This is a genomic window from Variovorax paradoxus, assembly GCF_022009635.1.
In the GTDB taxonomy this organism is placed as follows: Bacteria; Pseudomonadota; Gammaproteobacteria; order Burkholderiales; family Burkholderiaceae_C; genus Variovorax.
The window spans coordinates 5,226,004-5,246,668 of the sequence record NZ_CP091716.1 but is presented as its reverse complement, the minus strand read 5'-3'; the positions used below and the strand labels follow the sequence as shown (position 1 = coordinate 5,246,668).

The window sequence follows — 20,665 nt, the reverse complement described above, 5'->3', positions numbered from 1 at the left end:
GCGCACCGCACGGTCTGGTACGGTACGGCCCCATGCAAAAAACGATCCGACTGACTGCAGCCGCGGTATTGCTGCTCCTGCTTCCCGCCCTGGCCACGGCCGCCGACTTCGACGGCGGAAAACTGTCGCCGCTGTGGGGCGTGCCCTTCGCGGGCATCCTGCTGTCGATCGCGTTGTTCCCGCTGCTCGCGCCGGCGTTCTGGCACCACCACTACGGCAAGATCTCGGCAGCCTGGGCGCTGGCCTTCCTGCTGCCCTTCGCCGCCACCTACGGCGCGGCGCTGGCCGGCGAGCAACTGGTGCATGCGCTGGTGGCCGAGTACATCCCCTTCATCATCCTGCTCACGGCGCTGTTCACCGTGGCGGGCGGCATTCACATTCGCGGCAACCTGCGCGGGGCGCCTGGCCTGAACACGGCGATCCTCGCCATCGGCGCGGTGCTTGCGAGCTTCATGGGCACCACGGGCGCGTCGATGCTGCTGATACGGCCGCTGATTCGCGCCAACGACAACCGCGCGCACAGAGTGCATGTGATCGTGTTCTTCATCTTCATCGTGTCGAACGCAGGTGGCTCGCTCACGCCGCTGGGCGATCCGCCGCTGTTCCTCGGCTTCCTGAAAGGTGTCGGCTTTTTCTGGACCGTGCAGAACATCCTGCCCGAAACGATCTTCATCCTGGGCGTTCTGCTGGCGCTGTTCTACCTGATCGACCGCCATTACTACCGCAAGGAAGGCGTGCTGCCGGTCGACCCGACGCCCGACACGCCGGGCATCGGCTTCGACGGCGCCTCCAACTTCTGGCTGCTGGGCGGCATCGTCGCGCTGGTGCTGATGAGCGGCTTCTGGAAGTCGCCCGTGGTGTTCGACGTGTTCGGCACCGAGGTCGGCCTGCCGGGCCTGCTGCGCGACGCGGGGCTGCTGCTGATCGCTGTGGTCTCTTACAGGCTCACGGCACCCAAGGTGCATGCCGACAACCAGTTCGAATGGGGCCCGATGGCCGAAGTGGCCAAGCTGTTCGCGGGCATCTTCCTGACCATCATCCCGGTGATCGCCATGCTCAAGGCCGGCACGCAGGGGCCGTTCGGCGCCATCGTCTCGGCCGTGACGCGCGCCGACGGACAGCCCGATCCGGCGATGTATTTCTGGGCCACCGGCGTGCTGAGCTCGTTCCTCGACAACGCGCCGACCTACCTGGTGTTCTTCAACACTGCGGGCGGCGACCCGGCCGCGCTGATGACCACCTACGCCAGCACGCTGGCCGCCATCTCGGCGGGGGCCGTGTTCATGGGCGCCAACACCTACATCGGCAACGCGCCCAACCTCATGGTCAAGGCCATCGCCGAGAGCCGCGGCGTGCGCATGCCGAGCTTCTTCGGCTACATGGCGTGGTCGGTGACCATCCTGGTGCCGCTGTTCGTCATTTGCACCTTCATCTTCTTCCGCTGATCTTCCCCCCTTCGACAAGAGACAACATCATGAGCAAGCCCAAGATCCTGGTCGCGCGCGCGATCTTTCCCGAGACCATCGAGCGCCTGTCGCAGCATTTCGAGGTCGAGTCGAACCAGTCCGACGAAAGCTGGAGCAAGGATCAGCTCATCGCGAAGCTGCAGGGCAAAGCGGGCGCCTTCACCACCGGCAGCGAGCGCATCGACGCCGCCGTGCTCGACGCCTGCCCCGACCTGAAGATCTGCGCCAACATGGCGGTGGGCTACAACAACTTCGACGTCGACGCGATGGCCGCGCACGGCGTGCTCGGCACCAACGCGCCCGACGTGCTGACCGAGACCACGGCCGACTTCGGCTTCGCGCTGCTCATGGCCACGGCGCGCCGCATCACCGAAAGCGAACACTTCCTGCGCGCGGGCAAGTGGCAGAAGTGGAGCTTCGACATGTTCGCGGGCTCCGACATCCATGGCTCCACGCTCGGCATCATTGGCATGGGCCGCATCGGGCAGGGCATTGCCAAGCGCGGCGCGCACGGCTTCGGCATGAAGGTGATCTATCACAACCGCTCGAAGCTCGACGCCTCGCTCGAAGCCGAATGCAAGGCCAGCTACGTGGGCAAGGAAGAGCTGCTCAAGACGGCCGACCATGTGGTGCTGGTGGTGCCTTATTCGGCCGCTTCGCACCACACCATCGGCGCGGCCGAGATCGCACTGATGAAGCCCACGGCAACGCTCGTCAACATCGCGCGCGGCGGCATCGTCGACGACGCGGCGCTGGCCGTGGCGCTGCGCGAGAAGCGCATCGCCGCCGCCGGCCTCGACGTGTTCGAGGGCGAGCCCAAGGTCCACCCCGACCTGCTGACCGTGCCGAACGTGGTGCTCACGCCGCATATCGCCAGCGCCACCGTGCCCACGCGCCGCGCGATGGCCGACCTGGCGGCCGACAACCTCATCGCCTACTTCGGCGGCAAGGGACCGCTGACGCCGGTGACGCCCGTTCCCGCTGCCTCGAAGTAAGAAGCAAGAGGCGACAACCCGACCTTGGACACTGCCCTTATTCTGATTGGACTGGCCGTACTCGCGGTCATCCAGCTCGTGCTGGTGATCTGGCTGCTGGCCCGCCGGCAGCCACCGGCCGACAACAGCGAACTGATGCGGGCGCTTGCCACCATCGGCTCGGCCAACGAACGCACCGAGCGCGAACTACGCCGAGAAATCGCCGACAGCTCCCGCGGCGCGCGGCAGGAAACCACGCAGGCCTTCGCCACCTTCCAGCGCTCGCTGGTGCAGCAGGGCGCCGAGGCCACGCGCACGCAGAACGCGCAGCTCGATGCCTTTTCCCTGCAGCTCGCGTCGCTGCAGAAGACGTTGGCCGACACGCTCAGCACGCAGCTGCAGGGCCTGAGCGAATCGAATGCACGGCGCCTGTCGGAGGTGCGCGCGACCATGGAATCCCAGCTCGTGCAGCTGCAGCAGACCAATGCCGCCAAGCTCGACGAGATGCGCAAGACCGTCGACGAGAAGCTGCAGAGCACGCTCGAAACCCGCCTGGGCGAAAGCTTCAAGCAGGTGGCCGACCGGCTCGAGCAGGTGCACAAGGGGCTCGGCGAAATGCAGACGCTGGCCGTCGGCGTCGGCAGCCTGCAGCGCGTGCTGACCAACGTGAAGACGCGCGGCGTGTTCGGCGAGGTGCAGCTCGAAGCCTTGCTCGAGCAGGTGCTCACGCCGGACCAGTACGCCAAGCAGATCGAGACCAAGCCGCGCAGCGGCCAGCGCGTCGACTTCGCCATCCGCTTTCCGGGGCGCGGAGAAGAGGGCGCGCCGGTGTGGCTGCCGATCGACGCCAAGTTCCCGCGTGACGACTACGAGCGCCTGATCGATGCGCACGAGCGCGCCGATGCGGCCGGCGCGGAACTGGCCGCCAAGGCGCTGGAGGCGCGCATTCGCACCGAGGCCAAGTCGATTGCCGACAACTACCTCGCGGCGCCGCACACCACCGATTTCGCCATCCTCTTCCTGCCGGTCGAAAGCCTCTACGCCGAGGTTCTGCGTCGCCCCGGCCTGATGGACGCCATCCAGCGCCAGCACCGCGTGACGCTGGCCGGTCCGACCACCTTGCTGGCCATGCTCAACAGCCTGCACATGGGCTTTCGCACGCTCGCGCTGGAGCAGCAGGCCTCCGAGGTGTGGAAGGTGTTGGGCGCGGTCAAGACCGAATTCGAGCGCTACGGCGACTGGGTCGGGCGCATCAAGGAGCAGGTGGCCAAGGCGTCCGACACGCTCGACAAGGCCGACACGCGCGCCAAGCAGATGCGCCTGGCATTGCGCAAGGTCGAGGCGCTGCCCGAGGCGCAATCGCAGGCGCTGCTTCCGCCGACAGCCGACAGCGAGGGCGACGACACCCCGTGAAAGGCTCCGAGCTTCTGCGCGTCATCGGCGCCCAGGTCTGCCTGCATGCCACCATGGCCGGCATGCGTCTGGCCACACCGCTGCTGGCGCTGCAGCAGGGCTACAGCGCCGCGGCAGTCGGCGTGCTGATCTCGCTGTTCGCGCTGACCCAGGTGTTCCTGGCGTTGCCGGCGGGGCGCTTTGCCGATCGGCATGGCTTCAAGCGGCCGCTGTGGCTGTCGGTGATCGCGGCGGTGGTCGGCGCGGGGCTGGTGGTGGTGTTTCCGGTGTTCCCGGTGATGTGCCTGTCGGCCTTGCTGACCGGCGGCGCCACGGGCGCGACCGTCATCGCATTGCAGCGGCACGTGGGCCGGTCCGCGCACGACCCGACACAGCTCAAGCGCGTCTTCAGCTGGCTCGCCATCGCACCGGCCGCGGCCAACTTCGTCGGGCCTTTCCTGGCCGGCATGCTGATCGACCACGCGGGTCGCGCGCCGGCGGACATGCTGGCTTTCCGCGTCTGCTTCGCGGTGATGGCGGCGCTGCCGCTCGTGTGCTGGCTGCTCGCGCGCGGCGCGGACGAGCCGCCGCTTGCGCCGCCGCTGGCGGGTGCCACGCCCACGCGCGCCTGGGACCTGCTGCGCGAGCCGATGTTCCGGCGCCTGCTTTTCGTGAACTGGCTGCAGTCGTCGAGCTGGGACGTGCACGCCTTCGTGCTGCCGGTGCTGGGGCACGACAGGGGCATCAGCGCTTCGGTGATCGGCTCGATCCTGGGCGCCTTCGCGGTGGCGGCGGCCGTCATTCGCGTGGTGCTGCCGGTGATCGCATCGCGTGCCTCGGAGCGCAGCGTGATCCTGAGTTCCACCATCGTCACGGCGCTGGTGTTCGCGGTGTATCCGCTGCTCGAGGCGGCCTGGGCCATGGGCGTGTGTTCGGTGATCCTGGGCTTCGCGCTGGGCGCCGTGCAGCCGATGGTGATGAGCATGCTGCACCAGATCACACCGCACACGCGGCACGGCGAGGCGCTGGGGCTGCGCCTCATGACCATCAATGCGTCGAGCGTGGCGATGCCGATGCTGTTCGGCTCGCTCGGCGCGCTGATCGGCATCGCGGGCGTGTTCTGGGTGGTCGGCGGGGTGCTGGCGCTGGGGGCGCGTGCTACATGGGGCTTGAAGGTCTGACACGAGTCGGGCGGGAAATCCGTGCTTTAAATGCGATAAATTCTCATTTGATTGACAGTTAACTGACTTGAAGTCAGTATTGGCGCCTTCTTCAACGACCTTGAAGGCGTCCATGGACTCCCATATTCCGGCGGCGGCCGATCCGCGCCGCCGTCTTGCGCTCGTCGCTGCCGTGTACCTCGGCAGCTTCATCGCCACACTCGACGTGAGCATCGTCAACGTCGCGCTGCCCACGTTGCAGCGCGCGCTTTCCACCGACCTGGCCGGCTTGCAGTGGGTGATCGACATCTACGCGCTGTGCCTTTCCGCCTTCATGCTGTCGGCCGGCCCGCTCGGCGACAGCTACGGCCGCAAGCGCGCCTGGCTGGCCGGCGTGATCGTGTTCACCCTCGGCTCGGCGATGTGCGCCCTGGCCGGCAACCTGCCGACGCTGCTGGCGGGGCGGGCGGTGCAGGGCGTGGCCGGTGCGCTGCTGATTCCGGGCGCGCTGTCGCTGCTGGCGCATGCCTTCCCCGAGCCGGCCAGCCGGGCGCGAGTGATTGGCGGCTGGTCGTCGTTCACGGCGCTGTCGCTGATCCTCGGGCCGATGCTCGGCGGGCTGCTGGTGGATCACGCGGGCTGGCAGAGCATCTTTCTCATCAACCTGCCGATCGGCGTGCTGACCGTCGGGCTGGGGCTCTGGGGCATCCGCGAGACCGCGCACCCTGAGCACGCGGCGCTCGACCCGGTGGGGCAGGTGCTTAGCGTGCTGTGGCTGGGCGCGCTGACCTATGGGCTGATCGTGGCGGGCGAGCACGGCTGGGGCTCGGTGCAGGCGGCTTCCGCGCTGGTCGCGGCCGCTGTCGGGCTCGTGCTGTTCCTGGTGGTGGAGGCGCGCGTGGCGCGGCCGCTGTTGCCGCTCGGGTTGTTTCGCGATGCGCGCTTTTCGGTGACCAACTTCGCGTCGTTCGTGCTCGGTTTCTCGTCGTACGCGAGCCTGTTTTTCTTCTCGCTGTTCCTTCAGCAGGTGCAGGGCTGGTCGCCCAGCGACACCGGCTGGCGGCTGGTGCCGCAGTTCGTGGCAACGGGCGTCGTGGCCTCGCAGTTCGGCCGGTTGGCCAGGCGCTTCGACGTGCACACGCTGATGGTCGCCGGCTATACGCTGATCGGCGGCTCGATGCTGCTGCTGACGCTGTTCTCGGCGGACACGCCCTATGCGCCGATGGCCTTGCTGTTCCTGTTCCTCGGCGCGGGCGCCGGGCTGGCGGTGCCGGCCACCAGCACTGCCGTCATGGCGTCGGTGCCGGCGCAGCGTTCGGGCATGGCCTCGGCCACGATGAACGCGCTGCGCCAAGCGGGCATGCTGATCGGCATCGCACTGCTCGGCACGCTGATGAGCACGCGTGCCACCTCGCTGCTGGCCGATTCGCTCGAACACGCGGGGCTCTCGGGTGCGCGGCAGGCGGCCGTCGACGCCGTGAGCCGGCATGACCTGCACGCGCTGTCTTCGCTCGACGCGGGCATCGCCCACGAACTGCTGGCCACCGCGCTCGCCGGCGGCTTCCATGCGGCCATGGCCTGCGCCGGAGTGGCCGGCCTGCTGGCCGCGGGGCTGTTGCTGAGCGTGAGGCCGCGCGCAGCCGCTGTCGCCGCCCGCGCCTGAGGCTTCGCCCTTCCATGCCCGCCGCATACGTGCCGGTGCGCGTCAGCGCGCGCCTTCATTCGGTTTTTTTCAAGGAGCTTTCCATGATTCGTCACGAACTCAGTCAATGGCCCCTCGTCATCAGCGTCTCCTCGGGGCTGCAGACGCTCGAGAGCATGCAGGCCTTCACGCAAGACTGGAACGGCTGGCTCGACCGCGGCCAGCCCTTCGCGTCGCTGCGCGTGTTCGCCGATGCCGATGCGCTGGTGCATCCGGAGGGCAGCGCACAGAGCGCCAAGCAATGGCTGCAGGAGCGCGGCGGCGACATCCGCCGCCATATGATGGGCATGGCGAGCGTGGTGCCCGCCGACCAGTACGAGAAAATCCGCAAGATGAATGTAGAGAAACTCTTCGGCGTGCCCGCCAGCACCTTTGCGGATACCGACGATGCGCTGGCGTGGCTGTCGGAACGCGTGATGGCGCCGCGCGGCCTGCCGTTCGACCTGGCGGCTGTGCGCGCGGCCATCCGCTCGGCGGCGGCCGTGGTTCCCTGAGGCGGTCGATGGCGAAGAGCGGCACGGCCGCCATCCCGGCATCTCCTTCTCCTGCATCGCCGGAGGGCGAGGCCGCGCCGCGCCGCCGCACCAAGGCACCCGAGACCCGCGCTCCCGCGCTGATGGACGCCGCCGAGCGGCTTTTCATCGAGAAAGGCATCGCCGCCACCAGCATCGACGACGTCGCGGCCGGCGCGCAGGTGGCCAAAGGCACCTTCTATCTGTACTTTCCGTCGAAGGAGGCGCTGCTCGGCGCGCTGCAGCAGCGCTTCGTCGACAACTTCTGCGCGCGGCTGCAGGAGGCCGTCGACCGGCACCGCCCCGACAACCACCGCGCCCGCCTCAAGGCCTGGACCGAGACGGGGCTGCAGACCTACCTGGACAACGTCGCGCTGCACGACGTCGTTTTCCACGAGTACCGGCCCGAAGACCGGCGCATGCGCAACGACAACGCCGTCATCACGCAACTGGTCGCCTTGCTGAGGCGGGGTGCCGACGCCAAGGTGTGGGCGGTGGCCGACGCGACCATGACGGCCGTGATTCTGTTCAACGCGCTGCACGGCGTGGCCGACGATGCGGTGGCCATGGGCCAGACCGGCGAGGCCGACCGCAAGCGCCGCGCGCGGGCGCTCGTCGACTTCTTCGAGCGGGCGCTGCGCCCGTTCGAGGACGATAGCGCCGCCTGATTCAGCTCAGAGCTTGTAGAAGCGCTTGATCGCGTTCCACGCGTCGTCGGGCGCGTCGACGTATTCGAAGAGCTTCACGTCGCCCGGCGAAATGACGCCTTCGTCGACGAGAAAGTCGAAGTCGATCAGCCGCTTCCAGTAGTCCGAGCCGAACAGCACGATCGGCACCGGCTTCGACTTCTTGGTCTGCACCAGCGTGATCACCTCGAACAGTTCGTCGAGCGTGCCGAAGCCGCCCGGGAACGCCACCAGCGCCTTCGCACGCATCATGAAATGCATCTTGCGGATCGCGAAGTAGTGGAACTTGAAGCTCAGCGCCGGCGTGACGTACGGGTTGGCTTCCTCTTCCATCGGCAGCGCGATGGCCAGGCCGACCGAGATGCCGCCGCCTTCATGCGCGCCGCGGTTGGCCGCCTGCATGATGCCGGGGCCGCCGCCGGTGCAGACGAACAGCTTGTCCTGCGGCTCCTTGTCGTTGCTGTACTGCGCGACCAGCTTGCCGAAGGCGCGCGCCTTCTCGTAGTAGTGCGAGTTGCGCGCGAGCCGGCGCCAGCGTTCGGAGGCCGCCGCATCGCCGGATGCATCGGCCTGGGCGATCATGGCGGCGGCGTCTTCCTCGCTGCGGAAACGTGCGCTGCCGAACACCACCACGGTGTTCTCGATGCCATGGGCGCGCTGCTCGACGTCGGGCTTCATCAGCTCGAGCTGCATGCGGATGCCGCGGGTTTCGCGGCGCAGCAGGAATTCGGGGTCGGCGAAGGCGATGCGCGAGGGATCGGGATCGAGCGGGAGGCCCTGGTCGGCGTGGGACTGGAGCGTGGCCCAGGCGTCGGCCAGGCGTTTGTCGTGAAGATCGTGCGTGTTGTTCATGAAGAAACAGGACAAAGGGACCTGGGTGATTGTGCAGCGTTGCAACCAGTGTGCCCGGAAACGAAAAAGGCTCCTTGCGGAGCCTTTTTCGAGGGTGGTGGTCAATTTGCCGGAGAGGCTCAGACGCGCTTGCGGTATTCGCCGGTGCGCGTGTCGATTTCGATCTTGTCGCCTTGCGAGACGAACAGCGGCACGGGCACTTCGAAGCCGGTGGCGATCTTGGCGGGCTTGAGCACCTTGCCCGAGGTGTCGCCCTTGACGGCGGGTTCGGTCCAGGTGATTTCGCGCTCGACGCTGGTCGGCAGTTCGACCGAGATGGCCTTGCCGTCGTAGAACACCACTTCGACGGCCATGCCGTCTTCGAGGTAGTTCAGGGCGTCGCCCATGTTCTCGGCTTCGACTTCGTACTGGTTGTAGTCGGCGTCCATGCAGACGTACATCGGGTCGGCGAAGTAGGAGTAGGTGCACTCCTTCTTGTCCAGCACGATCTGGTCGATCTTGTCGTCGGCCTTGAAGACCACTTCGGTGTTGAAGTTGGCGATCAGGCTCTTCATCTTCATGCGCACGGTGGCGGAGTTGCGGCCGCCGCGGCTGTATTCGGTCTTGAGGACGACCATCGGGTCCTTGCCGTGCATGATGACGTTGCCGGCGCGGATTTCTTGAGCGATTTTCATAACAGGGTCTCTGGATGTTGGCCGCTCGGTGCACGGGGCCATCGGCGGTATGTGCCGGTGTTGCTGGCCCCGCGGTACATGTCCCGCGGCAGGTTTAGCGGAGAGCATTTCGGACCGAAGGAATCCGGGCCGAAATCCGCAAAGCCCACTATTTTAGCTTTTTTGGGCGATCATTTCCTGCAGTTGCGTGACCAGATCGTCCTGCGCGAGCAGCCGCTCACGGGCGCCGCGGGCGGTTTCGCGCCACGGGCCCTGCATTTCCAGCGGCGGCAGGGGGCCGTCGCCGAAGCCGTTCCAGGCGTGGTGAAAAAGCCGCAGCGAGGGCGGGGCGCCGAGCCAGTCCAGCCAGGCGCCGAGCTTGACGTGATGCGCATCGTCGTCCTGCGGGTAGATCTGCCAGACCAGCGGCGCGCCGGCCCAGAGCGCGCGCACCAGCGAATCTTCGCCGCGCACGAAGTTCAGGTCGCAGGCCCAGAGCAGGTGGTCGAAATCCGGCTGCGTCAGGTAGGGCAGGTATGAAATTGATAGCGCGCCGCGCGCTTCTTCCGTGCCGAGCAGTGCCTTGACCGCCTGCGCGGCGCGGCCGGCCGTGACCAGCAGCCGCGTTGGCTCGGGGCCTTGCGCCAACCGAGCCAGAAGCGCGGCCAGCGCCGGGGGCTCGTAGCAGAACAGAGAAACCAGGCGCTCGTCGGCACTCCATGGAATCTGCCGTTCGGAAAGCCACCGGGCGCGGTCGAAGCCGGCCTGCCGCGCCGCGAGGTCGGCTTCTCGAAGCAGGCCGCCGGTCGCGGGCGTGAAGCCTGGATAGAAAAAGCGCTTGGTCAACCCTGCGCCGGGGCCCCGGAACACCGGCGAGGGCAGCCCGTGCAGCCGTTCCACATACGGCTCGGCCGACAGGTATTCGAGGTTGATCCAGGGCTTGCCCGGCGTTTCGGCAAAACGCGCGATCAGCTCCGGTGCCGGCTCGCAGCCGAAGGCCTCGACCAGCACGTTGGGCGCGGGCTGTGCCACGGCGGCCTGCAGCGCTGCATCGTCGAGCCAGTCGATCACCTGAACGCCATCGTGCCCCGACGGCGCCATCCAGCCCAGCGCGGCCGCGTCGTCGATCCACAGCCGCACGCCTTCGCCGCGCACGGCCAGTTGGCAGGCCAGCCGCCAGCAGACGCCGAGGTCGCCGTGGTTGTCGATGACCTTGCAGAAGATGTCCCATTGCCTCGATTGCATAGGTCGCGAGTGTGCCCTTGTTCCTTTTCCGGCCCCGCCGGGTTTGCGATGGGCGCTCGGCCGGGCTGTGCGCCGCACGCCACAATAGCCGCCATGTCAGACGTGCATTCCGATCAATTGCTCAGCGAAGTCGCGGCCCTGCCGCAGCTGCCCGGTGTCTATCGCTATTTCGACGCCGCGGGCGCAGTGCTGTACGTGGGCAAGGCGCGCAATCTCAGGAAGCGGGTCGCCAACTACTTCCAGAAGAATCACGGCGGCACCCGCATCGGTCACATGATCTCGAAGATCGTGCGCATGGAGACCACCGTGGTGCGCTCCGAGGCCGAGGCGCTGCTGCTCGAGAACAACCTGATCAAGACGCTCAAGCCGCGCTACAACATCCTGTTTCGCGACGACAAGAGCTACCCCTATCTGAAGATCGCGTCGCACCAGTTTCCGCGGCTGGCCTACTACCGCGGCGCGGTCGACAAGAAACACCGCTATTTCGGGCCGTACCCCAGCGCATGGGCGGTGAAGGAGTCGATCCAGTTGCTGCAGAAGGTGTTCCGCCTGCGCACCTGCGAAGACACGGTGTACGCCAACCGCACGCGGCCCTGCCTGCTCTACCAGATCAAGCGGTGCAGCGGGCCGTGCGTCGGCCACATCGCGCCCGACGCCTATGCGCAGGACGTCGCCAGCGCCGAGGCCTTCCTGATGGGCGACACCCAACTCGTGCTCTCGAAGCTGGAGCAGCGCATGATGACGCACGCCGAGAAGCTCGAGTTCGAGCAGGCGGCCGAGCTGCGCAACCAGATGTCGGCCATCTCGCGCGTGCTGCACCAGCAGTCGATCGAGATCGCCTCAGACAAGGACGTGGACATCCTGGCCGTGAAGGTGCAGGGCGGCAAGGCCTGCGTGAACCTGGCCATGGTGCGCGGCGGCCGCCACCTGGGCGACCGGCCCTACTTTCCCGTGCACGTGGAAGACGCGGTGCAGATCCATCACGGCGAGCTGGACGGCGACGAGGGCGACGATGCCGGTCCCGCCGCGGCCGACCCGATCGAGGTGCAGGTGCTCGAGGCCTTCATCGCCCAGCACTACATCGACGTGCCGGTGCCGGCCACGCTGGTGCTGAGCCAGCAGGTGAGCCGCGAGCTGATCGAGGCGATCTCGCAGCAGGCGGGCTCGCGCGTGACGGCCGTGTTCCAGCCGCGCGAGCAACGCCGGCACTGGCTCGAGATGGCCGAGACCAATGCCGGCCTGCAGCTGGCCCGGCTGCTGGCCGAAGAGGGCTCGCAGCAGGCGCGCACCCGCGCGCTGACCGACGCGCTCGAGCTGGCCTCGGACGACCTCGACACCTTCCGGGTCGAATGCTTCGACATCTCGCACACCGCGGGCGAGGCCACGCAGGCTTCGTGCGTGGTGTTCGAACACCACGCCATGCAGAACAAGGAGTACCGCCGCTACAACATCGAGGGCATCACGCCCGGCGACGACTATGCGGCCATGCGCCAGGTGCTGCACCGCCGCTACGGCAAGCTGGCCGAGGCGATGGCCGCCGAGACCGACGCGCTGCCCCCCGGCGACGCCGAGAGCGAGAGCGCCGACGCACCCCCGAAGCCCCGCACCGCGCGCATGCCCGACCTGGTGCTGGTCGACGGCGGCAAGGGCCAGGTGTCGATGGCGCGCGAGGTGTTCGGCGAACTGGGCCTGCCGCTGTCGTTGATCGTCGGCGTCGAGAAGGGCGAGGGTCGCAAGGTCGGGCTCGAGGAACTGGTGTTCGCCGACGGCCGCGAGAAGGTCTACCTGGGCAAGGACTCGGCCGCGCTGATGCTGGTCGCCCAGATCCGCGACGAGGCGCACCGCTTCGCCATCACCGGCATGCGCGCCAAGCGCGCCAAGGTGCGCGTGGGCGGCAGCCAGCTCGAAGATATTCCGGGCATCGGGCCGAAGCGGCGGGCGCGGCTGCTGCAGCGCTTCGGCGGCATCCGCGGCGTGGCCGCGGCGAGCGTGGAAGACATTGCCTCGGTGGAGGGCATCGCCTCCGACCTGGCGGAAGAGATCTACAAGGCGCTGCACTGAGGCAACTGCCCTCAACCGGATGCCGGTCGAGGGGTAACGCCGCCATGACACAATCAAGCGATGTTCTGGACCTTACCGACCATCATGACCTGGACGCGCATCGTCGCGATCCCTTTGATCGTCGGCGTGTTCTACCTGCCGATGGCCGAGCCGATGCGCAACCTGATCGCCACGGTCATGTTCATCGTCTTCGCCGCCACCGACTGGCTCGACGGCTTCCTGGCCCGCAAACTCAACCAGACCTCGGCCTTCGGCGCGTTCCTCGATCCGGTGGCCGACAAGTTCCTGGTCTGCGCGTCGCTGCTGGTGCTGGTACATCTGCAGCGCGCCGACGTGTTCGTGGCCCTGATCATCATCGGCCGCGAGATCGCGATCTCGGCGCTGCGTGAATGGATGGCGCAGATCGGCGCCAGCAAGAGCGTGGCGGTGCACATGATCGGCAAGGTCAAAACCACGGTGCAGATGATCGCCATTCCGTTCCTGCTGTATGACGGACGCCTCTTCAAGGTGATCGACACCGGGCTCTGGGGGCAATGGCTGATCTGGATCTCGGCCGTGCTCACCATCTGGTCGATGGTGTACTACCTGCAGAAGGCCATTCCCGAAATCCGGGCGCGTACCAAATGACCTCGGCAGCCCCGGCCCGCAACGCGGGCTGGCTGCGGGCGATGCCCGGGGTCTTCGTGCTGATCTGGAGCACGGGCTTCATCGTCGCGCGCTACGGCATGCCGTATGCGCCACCCCTCAAATTCCTGGCTGTGCGCTATGCGCTGTCTCTCGTGTGCTTCGGCGCGTGGGTCGCGCTGGCGCGGGTCGCGTGGCCGAAGCAGCGCGCCCAATGGGGCCATCTTGCCGTCACCGGCGTCCTGATGCAGGCCGGTTACCTCGGCGGCGTGTGGGCGGCGGTGCATGAAGGCATGGGCGCCGGGCTGGTGGCGCTGCTGGTCGGCATCCAGCCGGTGCTCACGGCCGTCTGGCTGTCGTTCAACGGCGGGCGCATTTCCAAACGGCAGTGGGGCGGGCTCGCGCTGGGTTTCGCGGGGCTGGTGCTGGTGGTATCGCGCAAGCTCGGGCAGGGCGCAGAGGTGAGCGCGCTGACGATGGGGCTGGCGCTGATGGCGCTGCTTTCGATTACCGCGGGCACGCTTTACCAGAAGCGCTTCGTCGCGCCCTGCGACGTGCGCAGCGCGAGCGCGGTGCAGATGGCGGCGGCGCTGCTCGTCACGCTGCCATTCGCGGCGCTGGAGCCGCAGCACATCGAGTGGAACCTGCAGTCGGGCGGCGCGATGGCCTGGTCGGTGCTGGCGCTGTCGCTGGGTGGCAGCTCGCTGCTCTATATGTTGATACAGCGTGGCACGGCCACCGCCGTCACCAGCCTCCTGTACCTGGTGCCGCCCTGCACGGCGGTAATGGCCTGGCTGCTGTTCAGCGAGCCGATCACGCTGGTGACGGTGCTGGGCATTGCCCTCACCGCCGTCGGCGTGAGCCTGGTGGTGCGCGGCGAGCGCTGAGCCGGCCAGCCCTCTTATATATATTCAGCGCGCGCCGGCCTTGCCCGGCTTCCAGGGCTCCGAACGGAACTGCTCCGCGAGATGGTCGACCAGCAGCCGAACACGGCGCGGCGTCTTCGGCCGCCACGGGGCGACCCAGTGGATATCGGCGTCCGCCATCGCGTACTGCGGCAGCACGCGCACCAGTTCGCCGCTGGCGAGCTGCGGTGCGATGTCCCACAGGCTGCGCAGCATCACGCCGTGCCCGGCCAGGCACCAGTCGCGCACCATCTCGCCCGAGTTGCTGGCCAGCCGGCCCTGCACCCGCACGCGCGCCGTGCTGCCGTCGCGCGCATGGCGAAGGCTCCACAGCGTGAACTGTCGTTGGTTGACCTCGCCGTTCTCACGCGCGACCAGGCAGTCGTGCGACGCCAGTGCCTCGGCCGTGGCCGGCACGCCGCGTCGTGCCAGGTAGTCTGGCGACGCCGCCAGCACGCGCTGGTTGCGCGCGATGCGCCGCGTGACCCAGTCGGCCGCGCGCGGCTGCTGCACGGCCCAGAGCCAGATGGCGCCGTCATAGCCTTCGGCGCTCAGTTCGGGCAACTGCTCGGTCAGCAGCAACTCGATCTGCAGCGCCGGATGGCGGGTCTGGAAAGTGGCCAGCGCGGGCCCAAGCCAGCGCCGCCCGAAACCGAAGGTGGCGGCGAGGCGGATCGTGCCGACCAGTTCGTTCTGGCGCTCGCCCAGCTCGCTTTCGAGCGCGGCAAAGCCTTCGAGCAGCGTCTTCGCATGCAGGCAGACGGCCTCGCCCTCGGCCGTGACGCTGAGCCGCCGCGTGGTGCGGTCGAACAGGCGCTGGCCCAGCCGCGTCTCGAGCGCGCCGAGGCGCTTGGTGATGACGGAGGGCACGACATCGAGCGAATCGGCGGCGCCCGCCAGGCTGCCCTGGTCGCGAATGGCCAGCACCAGTGCCAGGTCGCCGCGGTCCATCAAGGGGGAATTCATGCCAGATTGGAAAGTATGAATTGGTCGATTGTTGCTTGATGGCGGCGAGGGCGCAACGCACAATCGCCGACGTGACGAACCCGTTCCTCTCCTTTCCCACTTTCGACCTCGTGCGCGATGGCGTTCGCATCCATGGCCGCATCGGCGGGCAGGGCGCGCCCTTGCTGCTGCTGCACGGTCATCCACAGACGCATGCGATCTGGCACCGCGTGGCGCCGGCGCTGGCCGAGCGCTTCACCGTGGTCGCCGTGGACCTGCGCGGCTACGGCGATTCGGGCCGGCCGGCCGCCGACGCCGAGCACCATGTCTACAGCAAGCGCGAGATGGCGCTCGACGCGCTCGCCGCCATGCGGCACCACGGCTTCGAGCGCTTCGGCGTGCTGGCGCACGACCGCGGCGCGCGCGTGGCGCACCGGCTCGCGGCGGACCATCCGGCGGCGGTCGAGCGCATGCTGTTGCTCGACATCGCGCCCACGCTCGCCATGTACGAACAGACCTCAGAGGCTTTCGCCAAGGCGTACTGGCACTGGTTCTTCCTGATCCAGCCGCCGCCGCTGCCCGAGGCGCTGATCGCCTCCGACCCGGTGCGTTACGTGCGCAGCGTGATGGGCGGGCGGCACGCGGGGCTGGCGCCGTTCGCGCCCGAGGTGCTGGCCGAGTACGAGCGCTGCGCCGGCATCGCGGGCACGGCCGAATCCATCTGCGAGGACTACCGCGCCTCCGCCACCATCGACCTGGTCCACGACCGCGCGGACATCGCGGGCGGGCTGCGCCTCGGGCAACCGCTGCGCGTGCTGTGGGGCGAGCACGGCGCGGTCGGCAAGGCCTTCGACGTGCTGGCGCTGTGGCGCGAGCGCGCGGCCGAGGTGTCGGGCCATGCCCTGCCTTGCGGCCACTATGTTCCCGAAGAGGCGCCCGACGCATTGCTGGCCGAGGCGCTCGAATTCTTTTCCCTTCCCCAACAAGCAGGAGCCACATCATGAGCACCCAGAGAATCGCAGTCATCGCCGGCGACGGCATCGGCAAGGAGACCATGCCCGAGGGGCTGCGCGTGCTCGAGGCGGCCGCGACCAGGTTCGGCATCGACCTGAAGTTCGACCACTTCGACTTCTCGAGCTGGGACTACTACGAGAAGCACGGCCAGATGCTGCCCGACAACTGGAAGGACCAGATCGGCGGACATGACGCCATCTTCTTCGGCGCGGTCGGCTGGCCCGAGAAGATCCCGGACCACGTGTCGCTGTGGGGCTCGCTGCTGATGTTCCGCCGCGAGTTCGACCAGTACATCAACCTGCGCCCGGCGCGCCTGATGCCCGGCATCATCGCGCCCGTGGTGCGGCGCGACGGCACGCCGCGCGAGCCCGGCGAGATCGACATGTACATCGTGCGCGAGAACACCGAAGGCGAGTACTCGAGCATCGGCGGGCGCATGTACCAGGGCACGCCGCGCGAGATCGTGGTGCAGGAAACCGTGATGTCGCGCGTGGGCGTCGACCGGGTGCTGAAGTTCGCCTTCGAGCTCGCGCAGTCGCGGCCCAAGAAGCACCTGACCAGCGCCACCAAGTCGAACGGCATCTCGATCACCATGCCCTACTGGGACGAGCGCGTGGCCGAGATGGGCAAGAGCTACCCGGGCATCACGCTCGACAAGTTCCACATCGACATCCTCACCGCGCACTTCGTGCAGCGACCCGACTTCTTCGACGTGGTGGTGGCGAGCAACCTGTTCGGCGACATCCTGTCCGACCTGGGTCCGGCCTGCACCGGCACCATCGGCATCGCGCCCAGCGCCAACCTCAACCCAGAGCGCACCACGCCGTCGCTGTTCGAGCCGGTGCATGGCTCGGCGCCGGACATCGCCGGCAAGGGCATCGCCAACCCCATCGGGCAGATCTGGTGCGGCGCGATGATGCTGGAGTTCCTCGGCCACAAGCAGGCGCACGACGCGATCCTGTCGACCATCGAGAAGGTGCTCGCGCCCCAAAGCGGAGCGCCGCGCACCCCCGATATCGGTGGGAAGGCGAGCACCTCGGACCTCGGCAAAGCCATCGCCGCGGCGCTTTGAGCCGCTGTGGAAAAGGAGTTCACGAAAGGCCCCTAAAATCGCGCGCTCCGCTGATCGGCAAGGCGCCGTGTCTTATTGACACCCTGCAGACCAGTGGTTGTAATCCTCGCTGGCAGTGCGCTGCCGAGGCGTCAGGCCTGCCAGGTTCTTGAGTCGCACACACCGCGGCCAGGTCGCAGCTGACGAAAGCCGACCAACTTTTTTTCTACAAGGGGCCCTTGTGAACAAGACCGAACTGATTGAGCACATCGCAAAGAACGCCGACATCTCCAAAGCCGCAGCGACCCGTGCGCTCGAATCCACGATCGGCGCCATTCGTACCACGCTCAAGAAGGGCGGCTCCGTTTCGCTCGTCGGTTTCGGCACTTTCGCAGTAGGCAAGCGGGCTGCCCGCACGGGCAGAAATCCCCGCACCGGCGACGCGATTAAAATCAAGGCCGCCAAGATTCCGAAGTTCCGTCCAGGCAAGGCGCTGAAAGACGCGCTGAACTAAGGCGTTAGACTCGGAGAATAAATTCCGGTGGGGTGCTTAGCTCAGTTGGTAGAGCGGCGCCCTTACAAGGCGTAGGTCGGGGGTTCGAGCCCCTCAGCACCCACCACCCACCCGATGCAAAGGCGAACCGCAAGTTCGCCTTTTTTATTGCCGTCCGACAGCCGTCGAAAAAGAGTGTTCAAGCATGTTTGAAGCCTTCCGCAAGCACACCAAGATCGTGATGATTTTCTTGTTCTTGCTGATCATTCCCTCGTTCGTGTTCTTCGGGGTCGAACGGTATCAGGGGTTCGGCGGGGACGAGAAGGTTGCGCGCATCGAAGGACACGACATCACGCGTCCCGAGTGGGATCAGCAGCACCGTGTCGAGACGGACCGCATTCGCCAGCAGTCGCCCAACGTCGACCCGACGCTGCTCGAGTCCGACGCGTTGCGCTATGCCACGCTGGAGCGTATGGTGCGCGACCGCGTGCTGGCCGCTGCGGCTGCCAAGGCCAACATGACGGTGTCGGAAGACCGCCTCTCGCGCATCTTCGCGCAAGACCCCGGCCTGGCTTCGTTCCGCACGCCCGACGGCAAGTTCGACCGCGAGACCTTCCAGCGCGTGACCGGCCGCACCCCCGAGCAATACGAAGCCTCGGTGCGCGCGGACATGGCAACGCAGCAGGTGATGCTGGGCATTTCGGGCACGGCCTTCACGTCGCCGGCGCTGGCCGCCACCACGATCAACGCCTTCTACGACAGCCGCGAGATCCAGGTGGCTCGCTTCAACCCCGAGACCTTCGCATCGAAGGTGACGGTGAGCGACGCCGACATCGAGGCCTACTACAAGGACCACGCATCGCAGTTCCAGGCGCCCGAGCAAGCCAACATCGAGTACCTCGTGCTCGACCTCGACGCCGCCAAGAAGAACATCAGCGTGAACGAGGACGACCTCAAGACCTACTACAAGGAAAACGCCGCGCGCTTCGGTACGAAGGAAGAGCGCCGTGCGAGCCACATCCTGATCACCGCGCCGTCGAGCATGCCCGCCGCCGATCGCGAAAAAGCCAAGGCCAAGGCAGAAGCGCTGCTGGCTGAAGTCAAGAAGGCACCGAACACGTTCGCCGACGTGGCGCGCAAGAATTCGCAGGACCCGGGCTCGGCGGAGAAGGGCGGCGACCTCGACTTCGTCACCCGAGGCGCGATGGTCAAGCCGTTCGAAGATGCGATGTTCGCGCTCAAGAAGGGCGAGATCAGCAATGTGATCGAAACCGAGTTCGGCTATCACATCATTCACCTGACCGACATCAAGCCGGCCGTGGTGCCGCCGTTCGAACAGGTGCGCGCGACCATCGAAAGCGACGTGCGTTCGCAGCAGGCCACGCAGGAATTCGCCAAGGCTGCCGAGGCCTTCACCGACGCGGTGTACCAGACGCCCGACAGCCTGAAGCCCGCCGCCGACAAGCTGAAGCTCACGATCCAGACGGCCAACAACGTGGCGCGCACGCCTGTGCCGGGCGCTACCGGCCCGCTGGCCAGCCGCAACTTCCTGAATGCGCTGTTTGCCCCGGATTCGCTCCAGCGCAAGCAGAACACCGAGGCGATCGAGGTCGGTGCGAACCAGCTCGCGTCGGGCCGCGTGACGACGTATGCGCCGGCGCATCCGGTGCCGCTGGCCGAGGTCAAGGACAAGATCCGCGCGCAGCTCATCAATGAGCGCGCCGCGGTGCTGGCCAAGACCGAGGGTGAAGCCAAGCTCGCCGCATGGACGACCAAGGCCGATGGCGCGACCTTCGGCGCGCCCATGACCGTGTCGCGCCGCGATGCGGCTTCGCAGCCGCTGCCGGTGATCGACGCCGCACTGCGTGCCGACGCCGCCAAGCTGCCGACGCTGGTGGGCGTGGATCTGGGCGCGCAAGGCTATGCGGTGGTTCGCGTGACCAAGGTGGTTCCGCGCACGCCGCCGCCGGCCGAACTCGCGAAGCAGGAGCAGACGCAGGTCGGCCAATCGGTGGCTGCCGCTGAAGACGCGGCCTACTACAACATGCTGAAGGACCGCTACAAGGCGCAGATCCTGGTGCCGAAGCCGGCGGACCCACTGCCTGGCGCAGCCGCTGCCGGTCGCTGACCCGCAAGAGCCTTCGCAAAGTACAGCCCGAGCCGATGGCTCGGGCTTTTTCGTTTTGGTCGCACGAGGGACAAGCGGCGACCGGGCTTCTTGCCAGAATCCCGCACATGGGAACCCTCTATCTTGTGCGTCACGGGCAAGCCAGTTTCGGCGCCGCCGACTATGACAACCTGAGCGAACTCGGACACCGGCAGTCCGTTCGGCTCGGCGAATACTGGCGCGAGCGCGGCATGAGCTTCGATGCGGTGATCACCGGCACGCTGAAGCGCCATCGCCAGACCTGGGAAGGCATCGCCAAGGGCCTGGGGCTTTCGCGCGACGACGTGCTGCCGTGGCCCGGGCTCAACGAGTACGACAGCGAGGCCGTCATCGCCGCCATCCACGAAGGCAAGCTGGAGAAACCCGATTCCCCCGAGATGTACCGCCATCACTTCCGCCTGTTGCGCGAAGGATTGGGCGCGTGGATGCAGGAGAAGACCAAGCCTGTCGGCATGCCGAGCTATGTCGACTTTCTGGCGGGCGTGACGACGGCGCTCGATCATGTGCGCGACAAGCATCACGGCGCGAAGGTGTTGGTGGTGTCGAGCGGCGGCCCGATCAGCACCGCCGTCGGTCACGTGCTCGGCACGAGCGCCGAAACGACCATCGAGCTGAACCTGCGCATCCGCAATACCTCGGTCACGGAATTCGCGTTCACGCCGAAGCGGCACATGCTCGTGACCTACAACACGCTGCCGCACCTGGACGGTCCGGCATATGAAGACTGGGTGACCTACGCCTGAGTGCCTGGGGCACTCGTTGG

Annotated in this window: 19 protein-coding genes and 1 tRNA gene; 16 read left to right on the top strand and 4 right to left on the bottom strand. The window is 67.2% G+C overall.

Annotation, left to right across the window (positions count from 1 at the left end):
* Positions 1-32 precede the first annotated feature (32 nt).
* The 7 genes from L3V85_RS24270 to L3V85_RS24240 all read left to right on the top strand — a co-directional run bounded on the left by L3V85_RS24270 (position 33) and on the right by L3V85_RS24240 (position 7,874).
* Complete coding sequence (locus tag L3V85_RS24270) at positions 33-1,445, top strand: sodium:proton antiporter (RefSeq protein WP_237675235.1); 1,413 nt, start codon at positions 33-35, stop codon at positions 1,443-1,445.
* Between the two features lie 29 nt (positions 1,446-1,474).
* On the top strand, positions 1,475-2,461 hold the full coding sequence (locus L3V85_RS24265; protein ID WP_237675234.1) for a 2-hydroxyacid dehydrogenase: 987 nt from the start codon (positions 1,475-1,477) through the stop codon (positions 2,459-2,461).
* A gap of 24 nt (positions 2,462-2,485) precedes the next feature.
* Positions 2,486-3,853, top strand: coding sequence for a DNA recombination protein RmuC (locus L3V85_RS24260; protein WP_237675233.1), 1,368 nt, complete (start codon positions 2,486-2,488; stop codon positions 3,851-3,853).
* Positions 3,850-5,013: an MFS transporter gene (locus L3V85_RS24255; protein WP_237675232.1), complete on the top strand. Its 1,164-nt coding sequence runs from the start codon at positions 3,850-3,852 to the stop codon at positions 5,011-5,013. Before L3V85_RS24260 ends, L3V85_RS24255 begins: the two co-directional genes overlap by 4 nt.
* Before the next feature lie 112 nt (positions 5,014-5,125).
* On the top strand, positions 5,126-6,655 hold the full coding sequence (locus L3V85_RS24250; protein ID WP_237675231.1) for an MFS transporter: 1,530 nt from the start codon (positions 5,126-5,128) through the stop codon (positions 6,653-6,655).
* 83 nt (positions 6,656-6,738) lie between these two features.
* Positions 6,739-7,188 (top strand): hypothetical protein, encoded by a 450-nt coding sequence (locus L3V85_RS24245; RefSeq protein WP_237675230.1) that lies wholly within the window; start codon positions 6,739-6,741, stop codon positions 7,186-7,188.
* Between the two features lie 8 nt (positions 7,189-7,196).
* Positions 7,197-7,874 carry a TetR/AcrR family transcriptional regulator gene (locus L3V85_RS24240; RefSeq protein WP_237675229.1) on the top strand — a complete coding sequence of 226 codons (678 nt, stop codon included), beginning with the start codon at positions 7,197-7,199 and terminating at the stop codon, positions 7,872-7,874.
* Between the two features lie 6 nt (positions 7,875-7,880).
* Here the strand turns inward: L3V85_RS24240 and L3V85_RS24235 are convergent, their stop codons facing one another.
* The 3 genes from L3V85_RS24235 to earP form a co-directional block, all read right to left on the bottom strand.
* A complete protein-coding gene (locus L3V85_RS24235) occupies positions 7,881-8,744 on the bottom strand; it encodes a TIGR00730 family Rossman fold protein (protein ID WP_237675228.1) in 864 nt (287 codons plus the stop codon).
* A 119-nt stretch (positions 8,745-8,863) separates the two neighbouring features.
* Positions 8,864-9,418 (bottom strand): elongation factor P, encoded by a 555-nt coding sequence (efp, locus tag L3V85_RS24230; protein WP_093236965.1) that lies wholly within the window; start codon positions 9,416-9,418, stop codon positions 8,864-8,866.
* A gap of 153 nt (positions 9,419-9,571) precedes the next feature.
* The gene (gene earP, locus L3V85_RS24225; protein WP_237675227.1) at positions 9,572-10,642 is read right to left on the bottom strand and encodes an elongation factor P maturation arginine rhamnosyltransferase EarP; all 1,071 of its coding nucleotides are present in this window, start codon (positions 10,640-10,642) and stop codon (positions 9,572-9,574) included.
* Between the two features lie 93 nt (positions 10,643-10,735).
* Here earP and uvrC point away from each other — a divergent pair, with 93 nt between their 5' ends.
* From uvrC to L3V85_RS24210, 3 genes are read left to right on the top strand one after another with little or no spacing between them, the layout of a single operon-like run.
* Positions 10,736-12,703, top strand: coding sequence for an excinuclease ABC subunit UvrC (gene uvrC / locus L3V85_RS24220; protein WP_237675226.1), 1,968 nt, complete (start codon positions 10,736-10,738; stop codon positions 12,701-12,703).
* Between the two features lie 60 nt (positions 12,704-12,763).
* Positions 12,764-13,330 (top strand): CDP-diacylglycerol--glycerol-3-phosphate 3-phosphatidyltransferase, encoded by a 567-nt coding sequence (gene pgsA / locus L3V85_RS24215; RefSeq protein WP_081268659.1) that lies wholly within the window; start codon positions 12,764-12,766, stop codon positions 13,328-13,330.
* Complete coding sequence (locus L3V85_RS24210) at positions 13,327-14,214, top strand: DMT family transporter (protein ID WP_237675225.1); 888 nt, start codon at positions 13,327-13,329, stop codon at positions 14,212-14,214. Before pgsA ends, L3V85_RS24210 begins: the two co-directional genes overlap by 4 nt.
* Before the next feature lie 24 nt (positions 14,215-14,238).
* Here L3V85_RS24210 and L3V85_RS24205 read toward each other — a convergent pair whose 3' ends face one another.
* A complete protein-coding gene (locus L3V85_RS24205; protein WP_237675224.1) occupies positions 14,239-15,198 on the bottom strand; it encodes a LysR substrate-binding domain-containing protein in 960 nt (319 codons plus the stop codon).
* A gap of 38 nt (positions 15,199-15,236) precedes the next feature.
* Between L3V85_RS24205 and L3V85_RS24200 the strand changes: the two genes are divergently transcribed.
* The 6 genes from L3V85_RS24200 (at position 15,237) to L3V85_RS24175 (ending at position 20,645) form a co-directional block, all read left to right on the top strand.
* Positions 15,237-16,181 (top strand): alpha/beta fold hydrolase, encoded by a 945-nt coding sequence (locus L3V85_RS24200; RefSeq protein ID WP_237675223.1) that lies wholly within the window; start codon positions 15,237-15,239, stop codon positions 16,179-16,181.
* The gene (locus L3V85_RS24195) at positions 16,178-17,263 is read left to right on the top strand and encodes a tartrate dehydrogenase (RefSeq protein WP_272934078.1); all 1,086 of its coding nucleotides are present in this window, start codon (positions 16,178-16,180) and stop codon (positions 17,261-17,263) included. The genes L3V85_RS24200 and L3V85_RS24195 overlap by 4 nt, the downstream gene beginning before the upstream one ends.
* Before the next feature lie 220 nt (positions 17,264-17,483).
* Positions 17,484-17,756 carry an HU family DNA-binding protein gene (locus L3V85_RS24190; protein WP_007830705.1) on the top strand — a complete coding sequence of 91 codons (273 nt, stop codon included), beginning with the start codon at positions 17,484-17,486 and terminating at the stop codon, positions 17,754-17,756.
* 30 nt (positions 17,757-17,786) lie between these two features.
* Positions 17,787-17,862 (top strand) — tRNA-Val (locus tag L3V85_RS24185).
* A 78-nt stretch (positions 17,863-17,940) separates the two neighbouring features.
* Positions 17,941-19,863 (top strand): SurA N-terminal domain-containing protein, encoded by a 1,923-nt coding sequence (locus L3V85_RS24180; RefSeq protein WP_237675222.1) that lies wholly within the window; start codon positions 17,941-17,943, stop codon positions 19,861-19,863.
* A 107-nt stretch (positions 19,864-19,970) separates the two neighbouring features.
* Entirely contained in the window at positions 19,971-20,645 is a 675-nt protein-coding gene (locus tag L3V85_RS24175) for a histidine phosphatase family protein (protein ID WP_237675221.1), read from the top strand.
* The last annotated feature ends 20 nt before the right edge of the window (positions 20,646-20,665 follow it).

Bases quoted from the DNA above. Each gene is read 5' to 3' on its own strand.
- L3V85_RS24270 (WP_237675235.1), top strand. From the start codon at position 33: ATGCAAAAAACGATCCGACTGACTGCAGCCGCGGTATTGCTGCTCCTG.
- L3V85_RS24265 (WP_237675234.1), top strand. From the start codon at position 1,475: ATGAGCAAGCCCAAGATCCTGGTCGCGCGCGCGATCTTTCCCGAGACC.
- L3V85_RS24250 (WP_237675231.1), top strand. From the start codon at position 5,126: ATGGACTCCCATATTCCGGCGGCGGCCGATCCGCGCCGCCGTCTTGCG.
- L3V85_RS24245 (WP_237675230.1), top strand. From the start codon at position 6,739: ATGATTCGTCACGAACTCAGTCAATGGCCCCTCGTCATCAGCGTCTCC.
- L3V85_RS24240 (WP_237675229.1), top strand. From the start codon at position 7,197: ATGGCGAAGAGCGGCACGGCCGCCATCCCGGCATCTCCTTCTCCTGCA.
- L3V85_RS24235 (WP_237675228.1), bottom strand. From the start codon at position 8,744: ATGAACAACACGCACGATCTTCACGACAAACGCCTGGCCGACGCCTGG.
- efp (WP_093236965.1), bottom strand. From the start codon at position 9,418: ATGAAAATCGCTCAAGAAATCCGCGCCGGCAACGTCATCATGCACGGC.
- earP (WP_237675227.1), bottom strand. From the start codon at position 10,642: ATGCAATCGAGGCAATGGGACATCTTCTGCAAGGTCATCGACAACCAC.
- uvrC (WP_237675226.1), top strand. From the start codon at position 10,736: ATGTCAGACGTGCATTCCGATCAATTGCTCAGCGAAGTCGCGGCCCTG.
- pgsA (WP_081268659.1), top strand. From the start codon at position 12,764: ATGTTCTGGACCTTACCGACCATCATGACCTGGACGCGCATCGTCGCG.
- L3V85_RS24210 (WP_237675225.1), top strand. From the start codon at position 13,327: ATGACCTCGGCAGCCCCGGCCCGCAACGCGGGCTGGCTGCGGGCGATG.
- L3V85_RS24205 (WP_237675224.1), bottom strand. From the start codon at position 15,198: ATGAATTCCCCCTTGATGGACCGCGGCGACCTGGCACTGGTGCTGGCC.
- L3V85_RS24200 (WP_237675223.1), top strand. From the start codon at position 15,237: ATGGCGGCGAGGGCGCAACGCACAATCGCCGACGTGACGAACCCGTTC.
- L3V85_RS24195 (WP_272934078.1), top strand. From the start codon at position 16,178: ATGAGCACCCAGAGAATCGCAGTCATCGCCGGCGACGGCATCGGCAAG.
- L3V85_RS24180 (WP_237675222.1), top strand. From the start codon at position 17,941: ATGTTTGAAGCCTTCCGCAAGCACACCAAGATCGTGATGATTTTCTTG.
- L3V85_RS24175 (WP_237675221.1), top strand. From the start codon at position 19,971: ATGGGAACCCTCTATCTTGTGCGTCACGGGCAAGCCAGTTTCGGCGCC.